Annotated in this window: 18 protein-coding genes; 9 read left to right on the top strand and 9 right to left on the bottom strand. The window is 58.5% G+C overall.

Annotated elements, in window-relative coordinates:
- The 8 genes from R6T97_RS08535 to R6T97_RS08500 form a co-directional block, all read left to right on the top strand.
- On the top strand, nt 1-603 hold a 603-nt coding region (locus tag R6T97_RS08535), incomplete at its 5' end, for a zinc-binding dehydrogenase (RefSeq protein WP_410348865.1).
- A 4-nt stretch (nt 604-607) separates the two neighbouring features.
- On the top strand, nt 608-1060 hold the full coding sequence (locus tag R6T97_RS08530; protein ID WP_410348864.1) for a GAF domain-containing protein: 453 nt from the start codon (nt 608-610) through the stop codon (nt 1058-1060).
- Nucleotides 1061-1161: 101 nt separating this feature from the next.
- Nucleotides 1162-1728 (top strand): helix-turn-helix domain-containing protein, encoded by a 567-nt coding sequence (locus R6T97_RS08525; RefSeq protein ID WP_410348863.1) that lies wholly within the window; start codon nt 1162-1164, stop codon nt 1726-1728.
- A gap of 8 nt (nt 1729-1736) precedes the next feature.
- Nucleotides 1737-1883 (top strand): hypothetical protein, encoded by a 147-nt coding sequence (locus R6T97_RS08520; protein ID WP_410348862.1) that lies wholly within the window; start codon nt 1737-1739, stop codon nt 1881-1883.
- Nucleotides 1884-1975: 92 nt separating this feature from the next.
- Nucleotides 1976-4429: an FAD-dependent oxidoreductase gene (locus R6T97_RS08515; protein ID WP_410348861.1), complete on the top strand. Its 2454-nt coding sequence runs from the start codon at nt 1976-1978 to the stop codon at nt 4427-4429.
- A gap of 61 nt (nt 4430-4490) precedes the next feature.
- Nucleotides 4491-5369, top strand: a complete 879-nt coding sequence (locus tag R6T97_RS08510; protein WP_410348860.1) for a homocysteine S-methyltransferase family protein — start codon at nt 4491-4493, stop codon at nt 5367-5369.
- Nucleotides 5366-6310 carry a GlxA family transcriptional regulator gene (locus tag R6T97_RS08505; RefSeq protein WP_410348859.1) on the top strand — a complete coding sequence of 315 codons (945 nt, stop codon included), beginning with the start codon at nt 5366-5368 and terminating at the stop codon, nt 6308-6310. The genes R6T97_RS08510 and R6T97_RS08505 overlap by 4 nt, the downstream gene beginning before the upstream one ends.
- 93 nt (nt 6311-6403) lie before the next feature.
- Nucleotides 6404-8848, top strand: coding sequence for an FAD-dependent oxidoreductase (locus R6T97_RS08500; RefSeq protein WP_410348858.1), 2445 nt, complete (start codon nt 6404-6406; stop codon nt 8846-8848).
- A gap of 37 nt (nt 8849-8885) precedes the next feature.
- Here R6T97_RS08500 and R6T97_RS08495 read toward each other — a convergent pair whose 3' ends face one another.
- The 9 genes from R6T97_RS08495 to R6T97_RS08455 form a co-directional block, all read right to left on the bottom strand.
- Nucleotides 8886-9809: an MBL fold metallo-hydrolase gene (locus tag R6T97_RS08495; RefSeq protein WP_410348857.1), complete on the bottom strand. Its 924-nt coding sequence runs from the start codon at nt 9807-9809 to the stop codon at nt 8886-8888.
- A 101-nt stretch (nt 9810-9910) separates the two neighbouring features.
- Complete coding sequence (locus R6T97_RS08490) at nt 9911-11251, bottom strand: S41 family peptidase (protein ID WP_410348856.1); 1341 nt, start codon at nt 11249-11251, stop codon at nt 9911-9913.
- A 13-nt stretch (nt 11252-11264) separates the two neighbouring features.
- Nucleotides 11265-12338: a murein hydrolase activator EnvC family protein gene (locus R6T97_RS08485; RefSeq protein WP_410348855.1), complete on the bottom strand. Its 1074-nt coding sequence runs from the start codon at nt 12336-12338 to the stop codon at nt 11265-11267.
- A complete protein-coding gene (gpmI, locus tag R6T97_RS08480) occupies nt 12335-13849 on the bottom strand; it encodes a 2,3-bisphosphoglycerate-independent phosphoglycerate mutase (protein ID WP_410348854.1) in 1515 nt (504 codons plus the stop codon). The genes R6T97_RS08485 and gpmI overlap by 4 nt, the downstream gene beginning before the upstream one ends.
- 57 nt (nt 13850-13906) lie before the next feature.
- A complete protein-coding gene (rlmH, locus tag R6T97_RS08475; RefSeq protein WP_410348866.1) occupies nt 13907-14377 on the bottom strand; it encodes a 23S rRNA (pseudouridine(1915)-N(3))-methyltransferase RlmH in 471 nt (156 codons plus the stop codon).
- Nucleotides 14377-14733 carry a ribosome silencing factor gene (gene rsfS / locus R6T97_RS08470; RefSeq protein ID WP_410348853.1) on the bottom strand — a complete coding sequence of 119 codons (357 nt, stop codon included), beginning with the start codon at nt 14731-14733 and terminating at the stop codon, nt 14377-14379. The genes rlmH and rsfS overlap by 1 nt, the downstream gene beginning before the upstream one ends.
- Nucleotides 14734-14927: 194 nt before the next feature.
- On the bottom strand, nt 14928-15953 hold the full coding sequence (locus R6T97_RS08465; RefSeq protein ID WP_410348852.1) for an alcohol dehydrogenase catalytic domain-containing protein: 1026 nt from the start codon (nt 15951-15953) through the stop codon (nt 14928-14930).
- Between the two features lie 9 nt (nt 15954-15962).
- Nucleotides 15963-16751, bottom strand: a complete 789-nt coding sequence (locus R6T97_RS08460) for an exodeoxyribonuclease III (RefSeq protein WP_410348851.1) — start codon at nt 16749-16751, stop codon at nt 15963-15965.
- A 55-nt stretch (nt 16752-16806) separates the two neighbouring features.
- Nucleotides 16807-17799 carry an asparaginase gene (locus R6T97_RS08455; RefSeq protein WP_410348850.1) on the bottom strand — a complete coding sequence of 331 codons (993 nt, stop codon included), beginning with the start codon at nt 17797-17799 and terminating at the stop codon, nt 16807-16809.
- Nucleotides 17800-17997: 198 nt separating this feature from the next.
- On the opposite strand from R6T97_RS08455, the gene R6T97_RS08450 reads away from it, so the two are divergent.
- A complete protein-coding gene (locus tag R6T97_RS08450; RefSeq protein WP_410348849.1) occupies nt 17998-18528 on the top strand; it encodes an invasion associated locus B family protein in 531 nt (176 codons plus the stop codon).
- The last annotated feature ends 20 nt before the right edge of the window (nt 18529-18548 follow it).

Raw genomic sequence — 18548 nt, 5'->3', positions numbered from 1 at the left:
ATAGAACTTGCGTCATTTCCGTGCTCGTATTCAACCGCCGAAAACATGCTGACACGGACCCAACTGCAGAGCGGTGAAACAGTTCTGATTACCGGGGCATCGGGCGGCGTTGGATCGGCAGCGTTGCAACTGGCCAAGGCGCGCGGTGCGCGCGTTGCTGTCGTGACAAGCGCACCCAAAGTACAATCGCTACGCGATCTGGGTGCCGACATCATCATTGATCGCAAAGCTGACCTTGTTCAGGCTCTTGGTGCCAATAGCGTCGATGTGGTGCTTGATCTGGTCGGGGGCGACAAGTGGCCCCGTTTGCTGGATGTGCTGCGTCCCAAGGGGCGCTACGCGGTATCGGGTGCGGTAGGCGGGCCGATCGTGGCGCTGGATCTGCGCACGCTTTACCTGAAAGACTTGCGCTTTTATGGCTGCACCGTGCTGGAGCCTGCGGTGTTCGGCAATCTGGTCAAGAGGATCCAAAGCGGTGCGATCAAGCCCTTGGTCGCCGCTATCTTTCCATTACGCGAGATTAACGCCGCTCAGGTCGCCTTTGCTGACAAGAGCTATACCGGAAAAATTGTATTGTCGGTGGCCACCGACGCAGGAGACTGACGCGATGCGCGTGAATTATGAAGATTTGCAACAGACAATCGCCGCACTGACGGAAGGCGAAGACGATGAAGTGGCGCTGATGGCGACCGTCGCCTGCGAGGTACATCATAGCGATGACCGCTTCAACTGGACCGGTTTTTATCGTGTCACCGCGCCGGAACTGATGAAGATCGGACCTTATCAGGGCGGGCATGGTTGTCTGGTAATCCCCTTCCACAGAGGCGTTTGCGGGGCGGCGGCGCGCACCGGCGAGGTGCAACTGGTGCCGGACGTCAATGCATTTCCGGGTCATATCGCCTGCGCCAGCAGTACGCGGTCAGAGTTGGTTCTGCCGGTACATGATCGCACAGGTGCGCTGATTGGCGTTTTTGACATCGATAGCGACCAACCCGATGCATTTGACGAAAATGACGCTACGGCTTTGCAAGAAATACTGAAAATGGTCTTTGAGAAATAGACTGTTGATGGCACTCTCTATGGTTGAGAAAGGAACCTATTTTCTAAAACCACAGGGAACCGCGGATATGAGAACCGGCAATCATTCTTCAGGGACAACACATGCGTGGTGAGCAGAAAACTGTCTCATCTCTGGGCGCTGACATTCGTTCGCTGCGCAAGGCGCGCAAGATGACACTGGCGCATCTATCGGCAGCGCTTGGCCGTTCGGTTGGCTGGCTTAGTCAGGTGGAACGCGACAAGTCTCATCCTGCGATTGCCGACCTGCGACAGATAGCAGAGGTTCTGGATGTATCCATATCGAGCTTTTTGCAAGTTGGCGCAATTCCTCAGGAAGAAGGGCTGATCGTGCGCGCCGATGCACGCAGACCCATCGGCAGCCGCACCGAGGGCCTGACCGAAGCACTGCTGTCGCCGGACCTGACTGATGATTTCGAAGTCATCCATTCCAGCTTTGCCCCTTACTCGCGCCTGAAAGAACCCCTGACGCGACCGACGCAGGAAGTCTGCTATATTGTCAGTGGCCAGTTCGAGATCGCCTTGGATGGCAAGCTGTTCAGTTTGAATCCGGGTGACAGTTTCCGCCTGCGTGGGCAGAAGTTCCAATGGTGGAACCGCCACGATACACCCTGCGAAATCGTGTGGGTGATCTCTCCACCGATTTATTAGGTACGGTAATGACGCATCGACCGCATAATGAATGTGATGCCTTCAGTTTCGATGAAGGGTTGGCAAAACCGGGTCAGACGGTCTGTTTTACCGGCCAATTGGCGCAAATCACGCAGGCACTGCCGCAGGATGCCTTGACCGGCCCACTGCAATGAGCCCTGCTGTACATATCTTTACCGCCGGTGCCGGCGATTATTACACCATCCCGGATGCTGCGCCGCACATCCCCGATTAGAGAGAGCAAATAATGGCTGATTTTCCGACAAGTGCGCGTGTTGTCATCATCGGTGGCGGTGTTGTGGGCGTGTCGACCCTTTATCACCTTGCCAAGAAGGGCTGGACAGATTGCGTTCTGCTGGAAAAGAACGAACTGACTGCAGGCTCGACATGGCATGCAGCGGGCAATTGTCCGTCTTTCAGCACATCATGGGCCGTGATGAACATGCAGCGCTATTCGCTGGGCCTGTATAAAGGACTGGCCGACGAAGTTGATTACCCGATGAATTACCATGTCACGGGGTCGATCCGGCTGGCGCATTCCAAGGAACGCATGCAGGAATTTGCACGCGCGATGGGAATGGGAAACTATCAAGGGTTGAACCTCAGACTGATGACGCCGGATGAGGCACAAGAGATGTATCCATTTCTTGAAACACATGATCTGGAAGGCACGCTTTACGATCCGGATGATGGCGATATCGACCCTGCGCAGCTAACACAGGCACTTGCCAAGGGTGCCCGTCAGATGGGAGCCAAGATCGAGCGTTTTTGCAGTGCGACGGGTGTGACCCAGCACCCCAACGGCACGTGGACAGTACATACCGAAAAAGGTGATATCGACTGTGAAAAGGTCGTGAACGCGTCAGGATATTATGCGCAGCGCGTAGGCGAATGGTTCAAACCCTATGGTGGGCGCACGGTGCCTATGGTGACGATGTCGCACCAGTTTTTCCTGACCGAGGAAATTCCGGAACTCAAGGCATGGACCGAGGCGCATGGCCACAAGGTGCCTTTGCTGCGCGACGTGGATAGTTCTTACTATCTGCGGCAGGACAAGAACGGGCTGAACCTTGGCCCTTACGAACGCAACTGCAAGGCCCATTGGGTCACGCCGGACGATCCGCAGCCGGATGATTTCAGCTTTCAGCTGTATCCCGATGATCTGGAACGGCTGGAGTGGTATATCGAGGACGCAATGGCCCGTGTGCCGATCCTTGGCACTGCGGGAGTGGGCCGCGTGATCAACGGCCCGATCCCCTATGCCCCTGATGGTTTGCCGCTGCTGGGGCCGATGCCCGGCGTGAAGAACGCGTTCGAGGCTTGTGTCTTTACCTTTGGCATCACCCAAGGGGGTGGCGCGGGCAAGGTCGCTGCCGAATGGATCGTCGATGGCCAGACCGAATGGGATATGTGGGCCTGCGATCCGCGCCGTTATACCGATTACACCGATCAGGATTACTGCCACCAGAAGGCTGTCGAAATTTACGGCCATGAATACGGTATGCATTTCCCGCACAAGATGTGGCCTGCCGGACGCGACAAGAAGCTGTCGCCGAACCACGCGAAAGTGCTGGAGCTGGGCGGCCAAATGGGGGCCTATAACGGGTGGGAACGCGCCAACTGGTTTGCCAAAGCGGGTGATGACACAAGCCTTGAAGCAACCGAGACCTGGGAGCGGGACGGCCCGTGGCAGCCCCGCGTGAAGGAAGAATGCGAAGCGGTGCGCGATGGCGTCGCCGTTCTGGATTTGCCGGGATTTTCGCGATTCAACCTGTCAGGCGAAGGTGCGGCAGACTGGCTTTTGAGCCGGATCGCAGGTGCACTGCCATCTGTCGGTCGCATGAACCTTGCCTATTTCGCGGATGATCGCGGGCGGATTTTGACGGAAATGTCGGTGATGAACCACGCAGACGATCACTTTACCCTGATCACCGCCGCATCCGCGCAATGGCATGATTATGAATTGCTGGCGGATGCATTGCCCGATGGGCTGTCGCTGAGCGATCATACCAAGGAGTATTCCACGCTGATCGTCACCGGCCCCAAGGCGCGCGCCTTGTTCGAAGCCATCGGGACCGAGGCTGACCTTTCCGCTGGATGGCTTAGCCATCAGCCGACCAAGGTCGCAGGCATTGACTGTGCATTGGCCCGCGTCAGCTTTGCCGGTGAACTGGGCTGGGAAATTCACGCCACCAACGCCAATATGCCCGCGCTCTATGATGCAGTGCTAGGAGCCGGTGCCGTGCCGTTTGGCATGTTTGCCCTGAACGCGCTGCGCCTTGAAAAGGGTTATCGCGCGTGGAAGGGCGATCTGAGCACGGATTATTCGCTGCTCGAAGGCGGCCTCGAGCGGTTCATCAAGTTCGACAAGGCGCAGGACTTCCCCGGGAAGACCGCGCTCTTGGCAGAAAAACAGCGCGGTGTGGCCAAGAAGTTTATCACGCTGACGCTGGATGACCCCGGCCCCGCGGATGCACCTTACATGTCGACAATCTGGCTCGGTGACGAAGTGGCGGGCGAAACCACGTCGGGCGGCTGGGGTTACCGGGTGGATAAATCCATCGCGCTGGGGATGATCCGCGCTGATGCCGCAGTTGCCGGCACAAAGGTTGACGTTGACATCTACGGGGCGCGCTATAAAGCAACGATTGCGGAAGATAAGCCGCTCTGGGATCCGGAAAACGTACGCCTGCGCGCGTGATCCAAGCCACCTTCGGGGGCGGGCCGGTCCCCCGGAAAGCTGAGTTTGGAGCGCGTGACCGGTGACAGATATTATCCTTCTTGACGGCGGTATGGGACAAGAGCTGGTACGGCGTGCAGGCGATAAGCCCACGCCGCTTTGGTCGACCCAAGTGATGATGGACCACCCCGGTCTGGTCGCAGAGGTCCACGCGGACTATGCAGCAGCAGGTGCCACGGTCCACACGACAAATACCTATGCCATTTTGCGTGACCGTCTTGAGGGCACCGGAATGGAAGGCCAGTTCGAGGCGCTTCATGCGGCAGCGATCAAGGAGGCCGAAGGTGTTGGGGTGCTGGCCGGTTCGATCGGGCCGCTTGGGGCATCCTACCGGCCTGATCTGATGCCTGCGCATGATGTTGCCGTTGCCACCTATGCCGAGGTCGCAAACATCCTTGCGCCAAAGGTTGATCTGATCATCTGCGAAACTGTTGCATCGGTTGCACATGCCCGCGCGGTGCTGGAGGCCGCGGCAGCGACGGGCAAACCCGTGTGGCTGGCGCTGACCGTTGATGACACTGACGGAACCAAGCTGCGGTCTGGTGAACCCGTCGCAGATGTGTTTGCGGTTGCAGGGGCAGCAAGCGCCATTCTCGCGAATTGTTCGGCACCCGAGGCGATTGATGCAGCGATTGATGTTCTGGCCACGTCCGGAAAACCGTTTGGCGGTTATGCCAATGGTTTCACAAAGATCAGCAGCGGTTTTCTGGCGGATAAACCAACGGTAGATGCGCTGACCGCCCGCAAGGACCTTGGCCCGGATGAATACGCGCAGTTTGTAATGGGATGGATCGCCAAAGGTGCCACGATCGTGGGCGGTTGCTGTGAGGTGGGTCCGGCGCATATTGCCAAGCTTGCCGACGAAATCAGAGCGGCCGGGCACAATATCGTCGCGCCATGAGCGCACCTTGCGTCTTTGACATCTACGTTGCCGACGGGTTTGTCCTGACCGAATTCGCAGGCGTTGTCGAAGTTATCCGGCTGGCCAACCGGATCAACGGCAGCCCGCTTTTTGCGTGGCATGTCCGCTCAAAACATGGCGGCCCTATTTCTGCAAGCAGTGCTGTGACGGTCGAGACCACCCCCCTGCCTGCGCGACCGGAGGCGGATTATCTGTTCGTCCTTGGCAATTCCGATCCCGCCTGCCCTGCATTGTCGTTGGGTAAAGCGTTGGCCAGATATACCAGCCGCCAGGCGCGTGTCGTGCTCTTGTCCGAGGCTGCGGCCCGCTACATCGCTGAAACCAACGGTAATCCCGGCAGTCATACGACGCATTGGGAAAACCGAACGATCCTGATGGAGCGGCTGGGCCTTTTTGATACCAAAGCGACACTGGCCGTCGAAAGCGGGGCCATCATCACCTGCGCCGGCATGGGTGCGACTTTTGATATCGCCCTGTCTATTGCGGCCCAGCATGCTTCTTCTACCACGATGACAACTGTGGCGGATATCTTGCTGCACGAGCGGGTCAGGCACTTCAACACGTTGCAGCCGTTTTCTGGAAAAGAGGTGACGACCACCGGCGATGCCGCTCTGGATGCATGTCTTGCCTTGATGCAGGATAATATGGAGTTCCCCCTGCATATCAGCGAAATTGCCCAGCAGACCAACCTGTCAAAGCGTTCGCTTGAGCGCAAGTTCAACAGCCTGCTGAAATCAACGCCCAACGGCTATTATCGGGGGCTGCGGCTGAACAAGGCCAATAACCTGTTGCTGAATACCGAGATGCGAATCCATGAGATCGGTCTGGCCTGCGGCTTTCCAAGCGGGTTCACCACGATCTATCGCAGTGCCTTTGGCATGACACCGAATGCGGCCCGCAAGAAAGGCCGCCACAAATAGCAGATATGCGTCAAGAGTGACGCTTTTGCATGATAGCGGAAGGCACCTTGGTGGCACAAATCGGGGCATCAACACCTTACAGGAAACCCAACCATGCCTACGCTTCCTTCCCATGCGCGTGTCGTCATCATTGGTGGCGGTGTTATCGGCTGCTCTGTCGCTTACCATCTGGCCAAGCTGGGTTGGACGGATGTTGTGTTGCTGGAACGCAAACAACTGACTTCGGGCACGACATGGCACGCCGCAGGGCTGATCGCGCAATTGCGGGCGACGGCGAATATGACAAGGCTCGCAAAGTACAGTCAGGAGCTTTACGGCAGTCTTGAGGACGAAACAGGCGTGGCGACAGGGTTCAAGCGCGTGGGCTCGATCACTGTCGCCCTGACCGAGGAACGTCGCGCGGAACTTTCACGCTCTGCGGGGATGGCGCGGGCCTTTGGCGTTGAGATCGAAGAAATCTCGCCGGATGAGATCAAAAACCGCTATGCGCATCTGAACATCGCGGGGGTTACCGGGGGCGTCTATCTGCCCAAGGACGGTCAGGGCGATCCGGCGAACATCGCACTGGCGCTGGCCAAAGGCGCGCGGATGAATGGCGCAGTGGTCGCGGAACGCACGAAGGTCACAGGCGTCAACAGGGCGGGCCGCCGTGTGCAGTCCGTTGACTGGGAACAGGGTGGCGAACAAGGCACCATGACCTGCGACATGATCGTGAATTGCGCGGGCATGTGGGGCCATGAGGTTGGCCGCATGGCGGGTGTGAATGTGCCGCTGCATGCCTGCGAGCATTTCTATATCGTGACCGAGGCGATTTCCGGTCTGACCCAGATGCCCGTTCTGCGCGTGCCAGATGAATGCGCCTATTACAAAGAAGACGCGGGCAAAATACTGCTGGGCGCCTTTGAACCCCATGCAAAGCCTTGGGCGATGCAGGGCATCCCCGAGAATTTCGAATTCGACCAACTGCCCGAGGATTTCGATCATTTCGAACCTATCCTGGAGGCAGCGGTCGAACGGATGCCAATGCTGGCCGAAGCCGGGATTCATACGTTCTTTAACGGGCCTGAAAGCTTTACCCCCGATGACGCCTATCATCTGGGCCTTGCGCCTGAGATGGATAACGTCTGGGTCGCCGCCGGTTTCAACTCTATTGGTATCCAGTCTGCCGGTGGCGCGGGTATGGCCCTGTCACAATGGATGGACGGAGGTGAAAAGCCCTTTGATCTGGGTGATGTGGATATCAGCCGGATGCAGCCGTTTCAGGGTAATAAAACGTATTTATTCGAACGCTCGAAGGAAACGCTGGGCCTGCTTTATGCCGATCACTTCCCTTTCCGGCAGAAAGCCACAGCACGCGGTGTGCGCCGCACGCCGTTTCATCAGCACCTGCTGGATCAGGGCGCTGTGATGGGCGAACTGGCGGGGTGGGAACGCGCCAATTGGTTTGCCGACGAAGGGCAGACACCAGCATATGAATATTCATGGAAGCGGCAGAATTTCTTTGGCAATGTCGCGGCGGAACTGGCTGCGATCCGCACCAATGTGGGCATGTATGACATGTCCTCTTTCGGCAAGATCAGGGTCGAGGGGCGTGATGCGACGGCATTTATGAATTACGTCGGCGGCGGTGACTATGACGTGCCGGTGGGCAAAATCATCTATACGCAGTTTCTGAACACCCGTGCAGGGATCGAGGCGGATGTGACCGTTACGCGCCTGTCGGAAACCACTTATCTGGTTGTCACCCCTGCCGCGACACGGCTGGCGGACCAGACATGGATGCAGCGCCATCAGGGTCAGTTCAACGTGGTCATCACCGATGTCACGGCGGGCGAAGGCGTGCTGGCCGTGATGGGGCCAAACAGCCGCAAGCTGTTGGAAAAGGTGTCGCCTGCTGATTTCAGCAACGACACCAATCCGTTTGGCACCGCGCAAGACATCGAGATCGGTATGGGCCTCGCCCGTGTGCACCGTGTGACCTATGTGGGTGAGCTGGGATGGGAGGTGTATATGTCCTCCGACATGGCGGGCCATGTGTTTGAAACACTGCACGCTGCCGGACACGATATGGGGCTGAAGCTGTGCGGGATGCATATGATGGATGCCGCCCGCATGGAAAAAGGGTTCCGCCACTTTGGTCATGACATCACGTGCGAGGATCACGTACTGGAGGCCGGCCTTGGTTTTGCGGTCAAGACCGACAAACCCGATTTCATCGGTCGTAACGCAGTCCTGCGCAAGCGCGAGGCAGGATTGGAGCGCCGACTGGTCCAGTTCAAGCTGACTGATCCGGAACCTCTGCTGTATCACAATGAACCCGTCGTGCGGGATGGTGAGGTTGTGGGTTACCTGTCATCGGGCGGTTATGGCCACCACCTCGGCGCGGCTATCGGCATGGGGTATGTGCCCTGCAAGGGCGAAAGCGTGGCCGATCTGCTGGCCAGCGATTTCGAGATTGACGTGATGGGGACAAGGGTCAGGGCAGAAGCGCAGCTCAAGCCGTTTTATGACCCACAGAGCGCGCGGGTGAAGGTCTGACCATTTTGATCTGGTCAGACCTTCGGATCGACATAGGTTAGCTCATCAATTGTCCGGCTTCGGGCACCCAGCGGAACTCTGCGCCGTTGCTGCCGGTGTCGACATAGCCCACAGCGGGGAACGGCATGTGGTAGCCGATAGCTGGCACACGGTCGGCGGCGATCATACCCAGCACATTGCGGCGTGACGCAGCGGCGGTCTCTTTATCGGAATCAAAGCGCACTTCCCAATCGGGGCGGGCCAGCGACCAGACGGGGTGGTTGGCAAGATCGGCAAAGATCACAAGACCTTTGCCTGCGCTGTCGATCCGGTAAACCATATGGCCGGGCGTATGACCGAAGGCGTTCATGCCAGTGATGCCGCTGACGACATCACCACCGTCGCCAAGGAAGGTCATGTTGTCGGCCATGGGGCGCACGTTTGCCTCGAACCCTTCGTTTTCGGCGGCGGCCCAATGGTCGAATTCAACCTGCCCGGTGACATAGCGGGCGTTGACAAAAGTCGGCGCGCCTTCGTTCATCAGCCCGCCGATATGGTCACCGTGCATATGGGTCAGCACAATGATATCGACCTGATCGGCGCTATAGCCAGCGCCTTCGAGAGCACCCACGGTCGCGGCTGCGTTCAACCCGGTGTCGAAAAGCACGACTTCGTTGCCGGTGTTTACAAGCGTCGGCGTGAAAAAGAACTGCGTCTCATCTGTGGAAAGAAAGTTTTCGCGGCTGACGGTCGCGAATTCGTCTTCCGGGACATTCATACCGAAAATCCCCTGCGGGTTCTCGCGCGGGGTGGTGCCGCCCAGAATTGTCGTCACCTCAAAATCGCCGATCATGAAACGGCGGTGCGTGGCAAAGCTCGCCCCCATCATGGGCGCTTCGGCGCGGGCGGTGCCGGCGGCAAGCCCGGCAAAAGGCAGGGCCGTGCCAGCGGCAAGCAGATTGCGGCGTGTGAGGTTGGTCATGTCTTCTCTCCTATTGGTCATGCATTTTTGGTCGCTGCGAGAGAGATAGGCCAAACTTACCTGTTGTCACACACGAGGATGTGAACAGGAAACCTCTGCCGTTATTCTGTGCCCGCTAGCGGCCCCAACGCGTTCAAGCCTTTAAGGATATCGATCGCATAGGCCAATTGGTAATCGTCCTCGCGCAATGCTGCCGCAGCCTCGGCGCGCGCGCGATCTTCTTCGATCTGGCGGATCTCATCCTCGGTCAGGCTGTCGTTTTCAAGTGACCCGCGCAAACCCGCTTCGGACCGCTGTGTGCGCTCCTCGGTTTCTTCGCCATCATCCTCGCGTGGCGAGGGCTGTTCGACGATGATATCTGGCGAGATACCCAGTGCCTGAATAGACCGACCGGACGGCGTGTAGTAACGCGCCGTCGTCAGGCGCATCGCACCATCCTGACTAAGCGGAACAACGGTTTGCACGGATCCTTTGCCAAAAGAATTTGTCCCGACCACAATGGCGCGGCGGTGATCCTGCAAGGCACCCGCTACGATTTCGGAGGCTGATGCTGACCCGCCATTGATCAACACGACAATCGGCTTGCCTTCGGCAATATCGCCCGGGGTCGCATTGAACCGGTCACCGTCGGCAAGCTCGCGGCCACGCGTTGACACAATCTCGCCTGCATCAAGGAAGGCATCGGCCACGTAGACAGCCTGACTCAGCAGACCGCCGGGGTTGTTGCGCAAATCCAGTACGATACCATCAATGTTTTCAAATCCGCCCGCTGTTTCGATTTCTTCGCGCATACCATCGCGCAGATTGGGGAAGGTCTGTTCGTTGAAGGTCGTGATCCGCATCACGACGGCATCGCCTTCGGTCCGGCTGCGGACCGCGGTCAGCTTGATCGTATCGCGGATAATGGAGACATCGAACGGCTCTACTTCACCTTCGCGCACGACCGTCACGATGATCTCGGCCCCGACCGGGCCGCGCATCAGGCTCACGGCCTCGTCCAGGGTCAGCCCCAGTACGCTTTCGCCATCGACGGCTGTGATGAAATCACCTGCCTGAATACCTGCAGCCTCTGCGGGGGTACCATCCATCGGCGAGACGACTTTTACCCAGCCCTCTTCCTGCGTGACCTCGATCCCGAGGCCGCCAAATTCACCAGAGGTGCTGACGCGCATACGCTGCGCAGCTTCGGGGGACAGATAGCTTGAGTGCGGATCAAGCGAAGTGAGCATCCCATTGATCGCGGCTTCGATCAATTCGCGGTCATCGACCTCTTCGACGTAGTTCGACCTGATCCGTTCGAAAATATCGCCGAACAGATCAAGCTGTTCATAAACACTTGTGTTGGATTGTGTCTCTTGCGCCAGAACCGGCCCGGCAATCTGTGTGGTTGCAACCAGTCCGAGTACGGCACCGCCGACAGTGGCCAAAATCATCTTTTTCATCATGTTCCCTTACCTACTCGACCGCAAACCACGCATCTGTATTCACAGGAGTTTGCCCTTCTCGTACCTCAAGATAAAGGGCTTGCGCGTCTTGCCCACCCGCATCGCCCAAATTTGCGGTCAAAATCCCGTCATCTAGGCCGGTCGCGCCCCCCAAAAGCCCGATCGCGGCGCCCGCTGGCAGCACCTGTCCGGTTTCTCCGAAGACCTCGGCGAAACCAGCGAGTACGAACATGACATCTGCGGAAGGTTCCAGAATGACGACCGTGCCATAGTCCAGCAGCGCCCCCTGAAACAGGATCGTCGCCGGTACAGGTGCCGTCACCAGCGCGCGCGGGGCTGCTGCGATGCGGATACCGGCCCGACCGCTGCCGTCATCCGGCAAGACTGTTCCCGCCACAGGCAACGGCAGGTCAGCCTGCGCCGTGAGTGTTTGTGTTCCCTCAGGCCGCACCGTGGCAACTTGCACTGCAAATTCATCCAGAGTTTCGGCACTTGCCAACAGAAGTGCCGTTTGCACGGGATCATCTTCAAACCGTGTCGGTAAATCGGTGCGTTCCGATATCGCCTGCCCCAAGGCTGTTCGCGCCGCTTGCGCGCCTTGCAACCCGTCCATCAGCGTCTGTGCGGCGGCGTCCTGCGCGGTACGAACAGCCTGAACCTCTGCCAAGAGCGTGTTGAGTCGCGCCACTTCGGTCTTTAGCCCCGGTGTGATATCCGCAACCAGCATACCCGCCCGTACCGTGTTCAACGGTCCGTCGGGATGGGCGCGCTGGACCGGTTGCGGCGTTTTGCCGATCGCGGAAAGCACGCCGAGAAGCTGTGCAAATTCGACTGTTCGCAGACCAAGTTCTTCGGACAGGATGCCCTCTTGCAACGCGATTTCACGTTGCTCCTGGCGCATTGCAGCCAGCCCCGCCTCATAGGCCCTTACTGTCTTGGTCAAGGCTGCAATCTGGTCGCTGGCACCGCCTGCGGCCTCAAGCTGGGTCTGCGCCGCCTGCAATTGTGCTGCGGCCTCCTGCGTCGTTTGCTGCGCAAGACCGCTCATGGCGAAGCAAATCAGAAAAACGCAAAGGCGGATCATCGTTGGATCAGGCTCCGTCCGGTCATTTCAGGCGGCAGGTCCAGCCCCATCAGATCAAGAATCGTTGGCGCCAGATCAGCAAGGCGGCCATCGCGTAACGAACCTCCCTCGGGTCCGCCGACCAAGGCCACCGGCACAGGGTTCAGCGTGTGCGCGGTATGCCGCCCACCGGTTTCGGGATCGATCATCGTTTCGCAGTTGCCGTGATCTGCAGTGACGATCATGGCACCACCCGCTTTGTCGAGTGCGGCGATGACCTCCCCCAAGCCCGCATCCACAGCTTCGCAGGCCTTGATCGCGGCGTCCAGATCACCGCTATGTCCCACCATGTCGGGGTTGGCATAGTTGGTGACGATCAGATCATAACCCTCTGCGATTGCCTTGACGAAATGTTCCGTGACTTCGCCCGCCGACATTTCAGGCTGCATGTCGTAGGTCGCAACCTTGGGCGACGGGGCCATATAGCGATCTTCGCCTTTTTCCGGCGTTTCGATGCCCCCATTCAGGAAAAAGGTCACATGCGGGTATTTTTCCGTTTCGGCCAGCCGGAACTGGCGTAACCCGTGTTTGGCCACCCATGCGCCAAGCGTGTTCTGGATATCGCGCTTGGGGAACACGGCATCGAACCATGCGTCATGGCGGTCCGAATAGGTCACCATACCCAGCAGCGCCGCAAAGTGCCGTTGCCTGCGTTCAAACCCGTCAAAGGCAGGGTCCGCAATCGCGGCCAAAATCTCGCGCGCGCGATCCGAACGGAAATTGAGGCAAAAGAACCCGTCGCCCTCGGAAACACCTGCATAATCCGCAATGACCGTCGCGGGAATGAACTCGTCTGTCTTGCCATCCTCGTATGCGGCCTTGATCGCGGCCATCGGCGTGTCGGCCTTGCCACCCTCGCCTTCTATCATGGCGTCATAAGCCGTCTTGACGCGGTCCCACCGGTTGTCGCGGTCCATCGCGAAATAGCGGCCGATCACGGTGACGATCCGCGCTTGCGCAGGCAGATTATCCTGCAATGTCTTCATAAAGGCCGCAGCAGAAGACGGCGCGACATCGCGCCCGTCGGTGATCGCGTGGATCGCGACCGGCACATCCGCGTCGGTCAATGCCTTGGCAGCCGCAATAATGTGATCGACGTGACCATGCACGCCACCATCCGAGACAACGCCCATCAGGTGCGCCGTGCCGCCGCTTTCTTTCATCTTTTGAATGAACCGGACCAACGGCTCTGCCTTGAAGAACGATCCGTCCTCGATCTCCAGTTCGATCTGGCCCAGATCCATCGCCACGACGCGACCCGCACCGATGTTGGTATGCCCAACCTCGGAATTGCCCATCTGCCCCCCCGGCAGACCGGCATCGCGGCCATGGGTGACAAGCTGCGCGTGCGGGCCTTGCATGATAGCGTCGAAATTGGGGGTGTTGGCCTGCTTTGGCGCGTTGCCCGCGACTTCATCGCGCAGGCCCCAGCCATCGAGAATACACAGAACGACGGGTTTTGGGGTGGGCATGGCGAACTCCTGATCTTTCATGCGTGGTTTAACGCATCACATCGCAGGCGCAAACCGCTAAGCGCGGTGATATGGCCCACCGGCAAGAATAGACCCAGCACGGTAAAGCTGTTCTGCCAGCATCACCCGGACCAGCATATGCGGCCAGACCATCTTGCCAAAACTCAAAGACGCATCGGCGCGGTCGCGCAAGGCCGGATCAATGCCGTCGGCTCCTCCAATGACAAAGCTGACATCCTGACGCCCTTGGTCACGCCAGTTGGCGAGAAGGGCTGCAAACTCCGGTGAGCTCATGACCTTGCCGCGTTCGTCCAGCGTGCAGATCAGTGCACCATCCGGCACCGCACGATCCAGCAATGCCGCCTCGGCGGACATGCCGCCGCCTTTTTTGTCTTCGACTTCGATCAATTGCGCAGGTCCAAGGGCCAAGGCCCGCCCTGTCCGGTCGAACCGGGTAAGGTAGTCATTGTAAAGGTCGCGCTCGGGCCCGTTACGCAAACGGCCCACAGCGCAAATCTGGACCCGCATCAGACGGCGGCGGCCGTCCCGGGCTGCCACATCTTTTCAAGCTGATAAAACTCGCGCACCTCGGGACGGAAGATGTGCACGATGATATCGCCCGTATCGATCAGCACCCAATCACCGGTGTCTTTGCCTTCGGTCTTGGAGATGATCCCGAATTCCTGCTTGATCCTGTCGGCCAGCTTTTCAGCCATGGCCGTCACCTGACGGGTCGAGCGTCCCGATGCGATGACCATATAATCACCGATCTCGGACTTACCGCGCAGATTGATCTGCACAATATCTTCTCCCTTATCGTCTTCAAGAGATTTCAGCACCGCCACCAAGAGGCGTTCGCTGGTCGATGTGTTCCGGGCCGTCATTGCTGCGGCTCCGGTTTTGGCTGGTGTACCAGCCACTGTAGAAAGAGACAGTTCATTGTCCTCCTTAAATCGCGTCGTCACGGCCCCGACGCCGGGCTCAGTAGAAATCTAGCAACGGTCTGGGCGTTTTTCAACATTTCTGAGCCGAAGGCGTGCGTGTCGCGGATTTAAGCTCAGGATGCAAGGGGCATGTGCTATTTGCGCGGGTTAATGAACGCCTTGCCATCGGGCTGCGCCAGAACGTCCGGTAATCGCTCCATCGCCTCTGACAACGGCACAATCCCGGCCACATCGGTCTTCCACTTGCCGCTAATGAACCGGTCCTGAATTTCGGCGAACGACTGCGGGATGCGTGAAGGATCGACCTCTTTCATCCAGCGGGTCAGCCAAAAACCTTCGATCTTCTTATTTTGAAAGATCATTTGTCCCAGATGATGCAAGGCAGGCGCCTCGGTCGAGAGCTTGCCATAATTCACCCACCGCGCGTGGGCAGGCATGGCAAAGAACAGGTCAGCCGTGAACTGGTCGCCCACCGCGTCCAGCAGGATAAGCGGTTTATGCATTTCAAAGACGGACTTGGCGGCTTCCAGCGGGTCTGCGTCGCCCGAGACGATCACTTCGGCCGCACCCAAAGCGCGCAGACTGTCCGCCTGCGCCGCGCGCCGCACGACAGCAATCGGCTTGATCCCGTGGTCGCGGCCCAGCGCAATCAGCAATTTGCCAAGCTGCGATCCGGCAGCGTTCAATATAAAACTGTCTGCGCCACTTTCCCTGACCATGTCGAACATCGCAATGGCCGTCAGCGGGTTCACCAGCTGTCCTGCGGCATCCACTTCGGCCAGATCGGGGCGGCAAGGGACCAGCGTTGTGCTATCGGTCAATGCATATTCTGCCCAAGCACCGGAGGCGGAGGCAAAAAAGCTCACCCGCTGGCCGACAAAGGGGGTGTCGCCGGCGACAACCTCGCCTACCCCTTCGAACCCGGCAGGCACGCCTTTGACGCGGGGCTGACCATATTCGCCTTTGATGAAATGGATATCGGAAGGGTTGACTGCCGCCAGATGCACCTTGATCAGCGCCTGCCCCGCCCCCGGTTCCGGTACGGCGATTGTCTGATGCGCAAGGAAAGGCGTTAAATCAGAGACATTCGGCCCTGTTTGCGTGTCGGCATAACCATCGTGAAGCTGTGTAAGTGCATCCATTTGCGCGGGCAGGGTCATCGGCGTCTCCTATAAATCAAAGGTTGCAAAGACGGGCGCGTGGTCGCTGGGCTTTTCCCATCCGCGCGCATCGCGGAGCACACGGCTGGAATGGGCGCTGTTCTTGATGTCGGGTGTCGCCCAGATGTGATCGAGCCTGCGGCCCTTGTCGGCGGCAGCCCAGTCCTTTGCGCGGTAGGACCACCAGCTATAGAGCAGGCCCTCGGGGATATCGTTGCGGGTCACGTCGGCCCAGCCGCCTGCATCCATGACTTCGGCAAAGTGCTCGACCTCGATCGGCGTATGGCTGACGACCTTGAGCAGTTTCTTGTGGTCCCACACGTCATCTTCACGCGGGGCGATGTTCAGATCACCGACAAGAATGGACTTCAGCGGATTCATGGCATGGTAGGCATCTCGCATATCCGTGAGATAATCCAGTTTCTGGCCGAATTTTTCATTGACGGCACGATCCGCCACATCACCACCGGCAGGAACATAGTGATTGTGGACCGTTACGCCGTTTTCCAGCTTGCCCGCGATATGGCGGGCATGTCCCAACCCAGCGTAGTCTTCGGCCCCTGCCTCGACCATCGGGATCTTGGAAAGGATCGCGACACCGTTATAGCCCTTCTGGCCGCGCGCAACCATGTGCGTGTAGCCAAGTGACTGGAACTGCTCCAACGGGATCTTGTCGACAGGGCTTTTGCATTCCTGCAGGCAAAGAACATCAGGTGCCTCTTCGCGCATCAGCTTGGCAACGATGTCTTCGCGCAGACGGACAGAATTGATGTTCCATGTGGCGAGGGTAAATGGCATTTTGCTATCCGTTCTGTTTTTTCGGGGGTGCGGGCCGGCTTTTGGTGAGTGGCGCCTATAGACCGAGTATTGCCGCAGGGCGAATGAAACCGGTTTCGATCCCGCGCCGGTTTATGATTGGCGGGGTCATACGCGCCCGAGCGGCCGGATGATTGGCGTCCAGCACACCGTATTTGACAAGCAGTGCCGTAATCGCCGTTTCGCTGGCGCGGGTCGCGCCATCTGCGATCTTGAGCGCGATACCAAGACGCTTTTCAGGAATGATCGCGATGAACACCCCTTCCGCGCCTGTCTTGATCGCAACCTTGTGATCCATCGCCCGCATCAGCTCTGTACAGGCGCGTGTCTCGCCCGCGACCAGTTCTGGATACCGCGTCATCGCGGCCACCAGTTTTAGCGCGGCATCACTGCGCCGGTCCGACCGGTCACCCGCCGTTGCAAAGAACGACATGGCCCGTGCGAGCCCATGCAACGTGCAGGCATGGTTCGGTGCGGAGCAGCCGTCGATCCCGAACATGGGGCTTGTTTCTTCGGTGATCTCTTCGAATGCCGCTTTGCAGGCCTGCTGCACCGGATGGTCGATCAACTCGTAATCAGGGCCAGCCTTGAGGTGTTTGGTCAGCGTTAGGAAACCGGTGTGTTTGCCCGAGCAGTTATTGTGCATCTGGCATGGGTTTTGATCCTCGCGGATCAGATCGTACCGCGCGTCGCGATCATCGGGCATCTGCGGCCCGCAGCGGAAATCATCATCTGTCAGCCCAAGGTCCTTCAGCCAAGCCTGAACACGGTCGGTATGAATGGCGGCCCCGTTGTGCGAAGCACAGGCCAGCGCCAGTTGCTCTTGCGACAACTGCGCTCCCGCGCCGCTTTCCAGCAGCGGCAGTGCCTGTATCATCTTGGAGGACGACCGGGGATAGATCACCGCGCCCGGATCGCCCCAGCTTTCGATGATCTGTCCGGTGTCGTCGCACACAACTGCGTGACCTTGGTGCACGCATTCAAGCAGGTCACCACGCCAGACTTCGACGAGATCAACAGGATTTGCCATTCTTTTGCCTCTTTGGATTATATATGTCGTTTTTTCCAGACCCTGACAGGTGCAAAGGGGGCTTTCCCCTGCGGGCGGATTTTTGCTAGGGTACAGGGTATCGGGTTGAACAACGTCTCGCCAGTCGAAAAGGTGCCGTCAGATGCGCCGCCGTCCGGATGAGGCATCCAGAGGCAAGGACAGCTTGGAGGCTGTAAGATGATTTTGAATATTTCGCGTATGATTGGCGTGACGCTCGCGCTGATGTTGGCAGATGGCGCAATGGCACAGCAGCAAAGCGATAATCGCGTGTCGGCAGACACCGATTGGAGCTTGTTCGTCGAAGACAACCCGACCGAGTGTTGGGCCGTGTCCGCCCCCAAAGAGACGCTGAATACCCGCGACGGCAATACCGTCGAAGTGCGCCGCGGCGATATTCGCCTGATCGTGTTCTATCGCCCATCCGAAAACGTAAATGGTCAGGTGATGTTCACCGGCGGATATCCTTTTGCCGGCGAATCAACCGTCAGCATGCAGATCGGCGACACCACCTTTCAGCTTTTCACCCAAGGTGAAACGGCGTGGCCTGCGACCGTTGAAGATGATGCAAGGGTCGTCGAGGCGATGAAACGTGGTGCAAATGCGGTCCTGACGGCGCGCTCTGCGCGGGGTACGCAAACGCAGGATACATTCAGTCTTTTGGGTTTTACAGCGCAGGTCGAAGAAGCGGAAAACCGCTGCACGGGATGATCGCGCCACACAACTGCAAC

Source organism: Yoonia sp., from assembly GCF_046498525.1.
Lineage (GTDB): Bacteria > Pseudomonadota > Alphaproteobacteria > Rhodobacterales > Rhodobacteraceae > Yoonia.
The sequence above is the reverse complement of the archived record's forward strand: the minus strand, read 5'-3'. Positions and strand labels throughout refer to the sequence as shown.

What these genes read in the sequence shown, in the direction of transcription:
- R6T97_RS08460 (WP_410348851.1), bottom strand. Translation starts at nt 16,751, where the DNA reads ATGCCATTTACCCTCGCCACATGGAACATCAATTCTGTCCGTCTGCGC.
- R6T97_RS08525 (WP_410348863.1), top strand. Translation starts at nt 1,162, where the DNA reads ATGCGTGGTGAGCAGAAAACTGTCTCATCTCTGGGCGCTGACATTCGT.
- gpmI (WP_410348854.1), bottom strand. Translation starts at nt 13,849, where the DNA reads ATGCCCACCCCAAAACCCGTCGTTCTGTGTATTCTCGATGGCTGGGGC.
- R6T97_RS08505 (WP_410348859.1), top strand. Translation starts at nt 5,366, where the DNA reads ATGAGCGCACCTTGCGTCTTTGACATCTACGTTGCCGACGGGTTTGTC.
- R6T97_RS08490 (WP_410348856.1), bottom strand. Translation starts at nt 11,251, where the DNA reads ATGAAAAAGATGATTTTGGCCACTGTCGGCGGTGCCGTACTCGGACTG.
- R6T97_RS08515 (WP_410348861.1), top strand. Translation starts at nt 1,976, where the DNA reads ATGGCTGATTTTCCGACAAGTGCGCGTGTTGTCATCATCGGTGGCGGT.
- R6T97_RS08485 (WP_410348855.1), bottom strand. Translation starts at nt 12,338, where the DNA reads ATGATCCGCCTTTGCGTTTTTCTGATTTGCTTCGCCATGAGCGGTCTT.
- rsfS (WP_410348853.1), bottom strand. Translation starts at nt 14,733, where the DNA reads ATGACGGCCCGGAACACATCGACCAGCGAACGCCTCTTGGTGGCGGTG.
- R6T97_RS08465 (WP_410348852.1), bottom strand. Translation starts at nt 15,953, where the DNA reads ATGACCCTGCCCGCGCAAATGGATGCACTTACACAGCTTCACGATGGT.
- R6T97_RS08530 (WP_410348864.1), top strand. Translation starts at nt 608, where the DNA reads ATGCGCGTGAATTATGAAGATTTGCAACAGACAATCGCCGCACTGACG.
- rlmH (WP_410348866.1), bottom strand. Translation starts at nt 14,377, where the DNA reads ATGCGGGTCCAGATTTGCGCTGTGGGCCGTTTGCGTAACGGGCCCGAG.
- R6T97_RS08455 (WP_410348850.1), bottom strand. Translation starts at nt 17,799, where the DNA reads ATGGCAAATCCTGTTGATCTCGTCGAAGTCTGGCGTGGTGACCTGCTT.
- R6T97_RS08520 (WP_410348862.1), top strand. Translation starts at nt 1,737, where the DNA reads ATGACGCATCGACCGCATAATGAATGTGATGCCTTCAGTTTCGATGAA.
- R6T97_RS08495 (WP_410348857.1), bottom strand. Translation starts at nt 9,809, where the DNA reads ATGACCAACCTCACACGCCGCAATCTGCTTGCCGCTGGCACGGCCCTG.
- R6T97_RS08450 (WP_410348849.1), top strand. Translation starts at nt 17,998, where the DNA reads ATGATTTTGAATATTTCGCGTATGATTGGCGTGACGCTCGCGCTGATG.
- R6T97_RS08500 (WP_410348858.1), top strand. Translation starts at nt 6,404, where the DNA reads ATGCCTACGCTTCCTTCCCATGCGCGTGTCGTCATCATTGGTGGCGGT.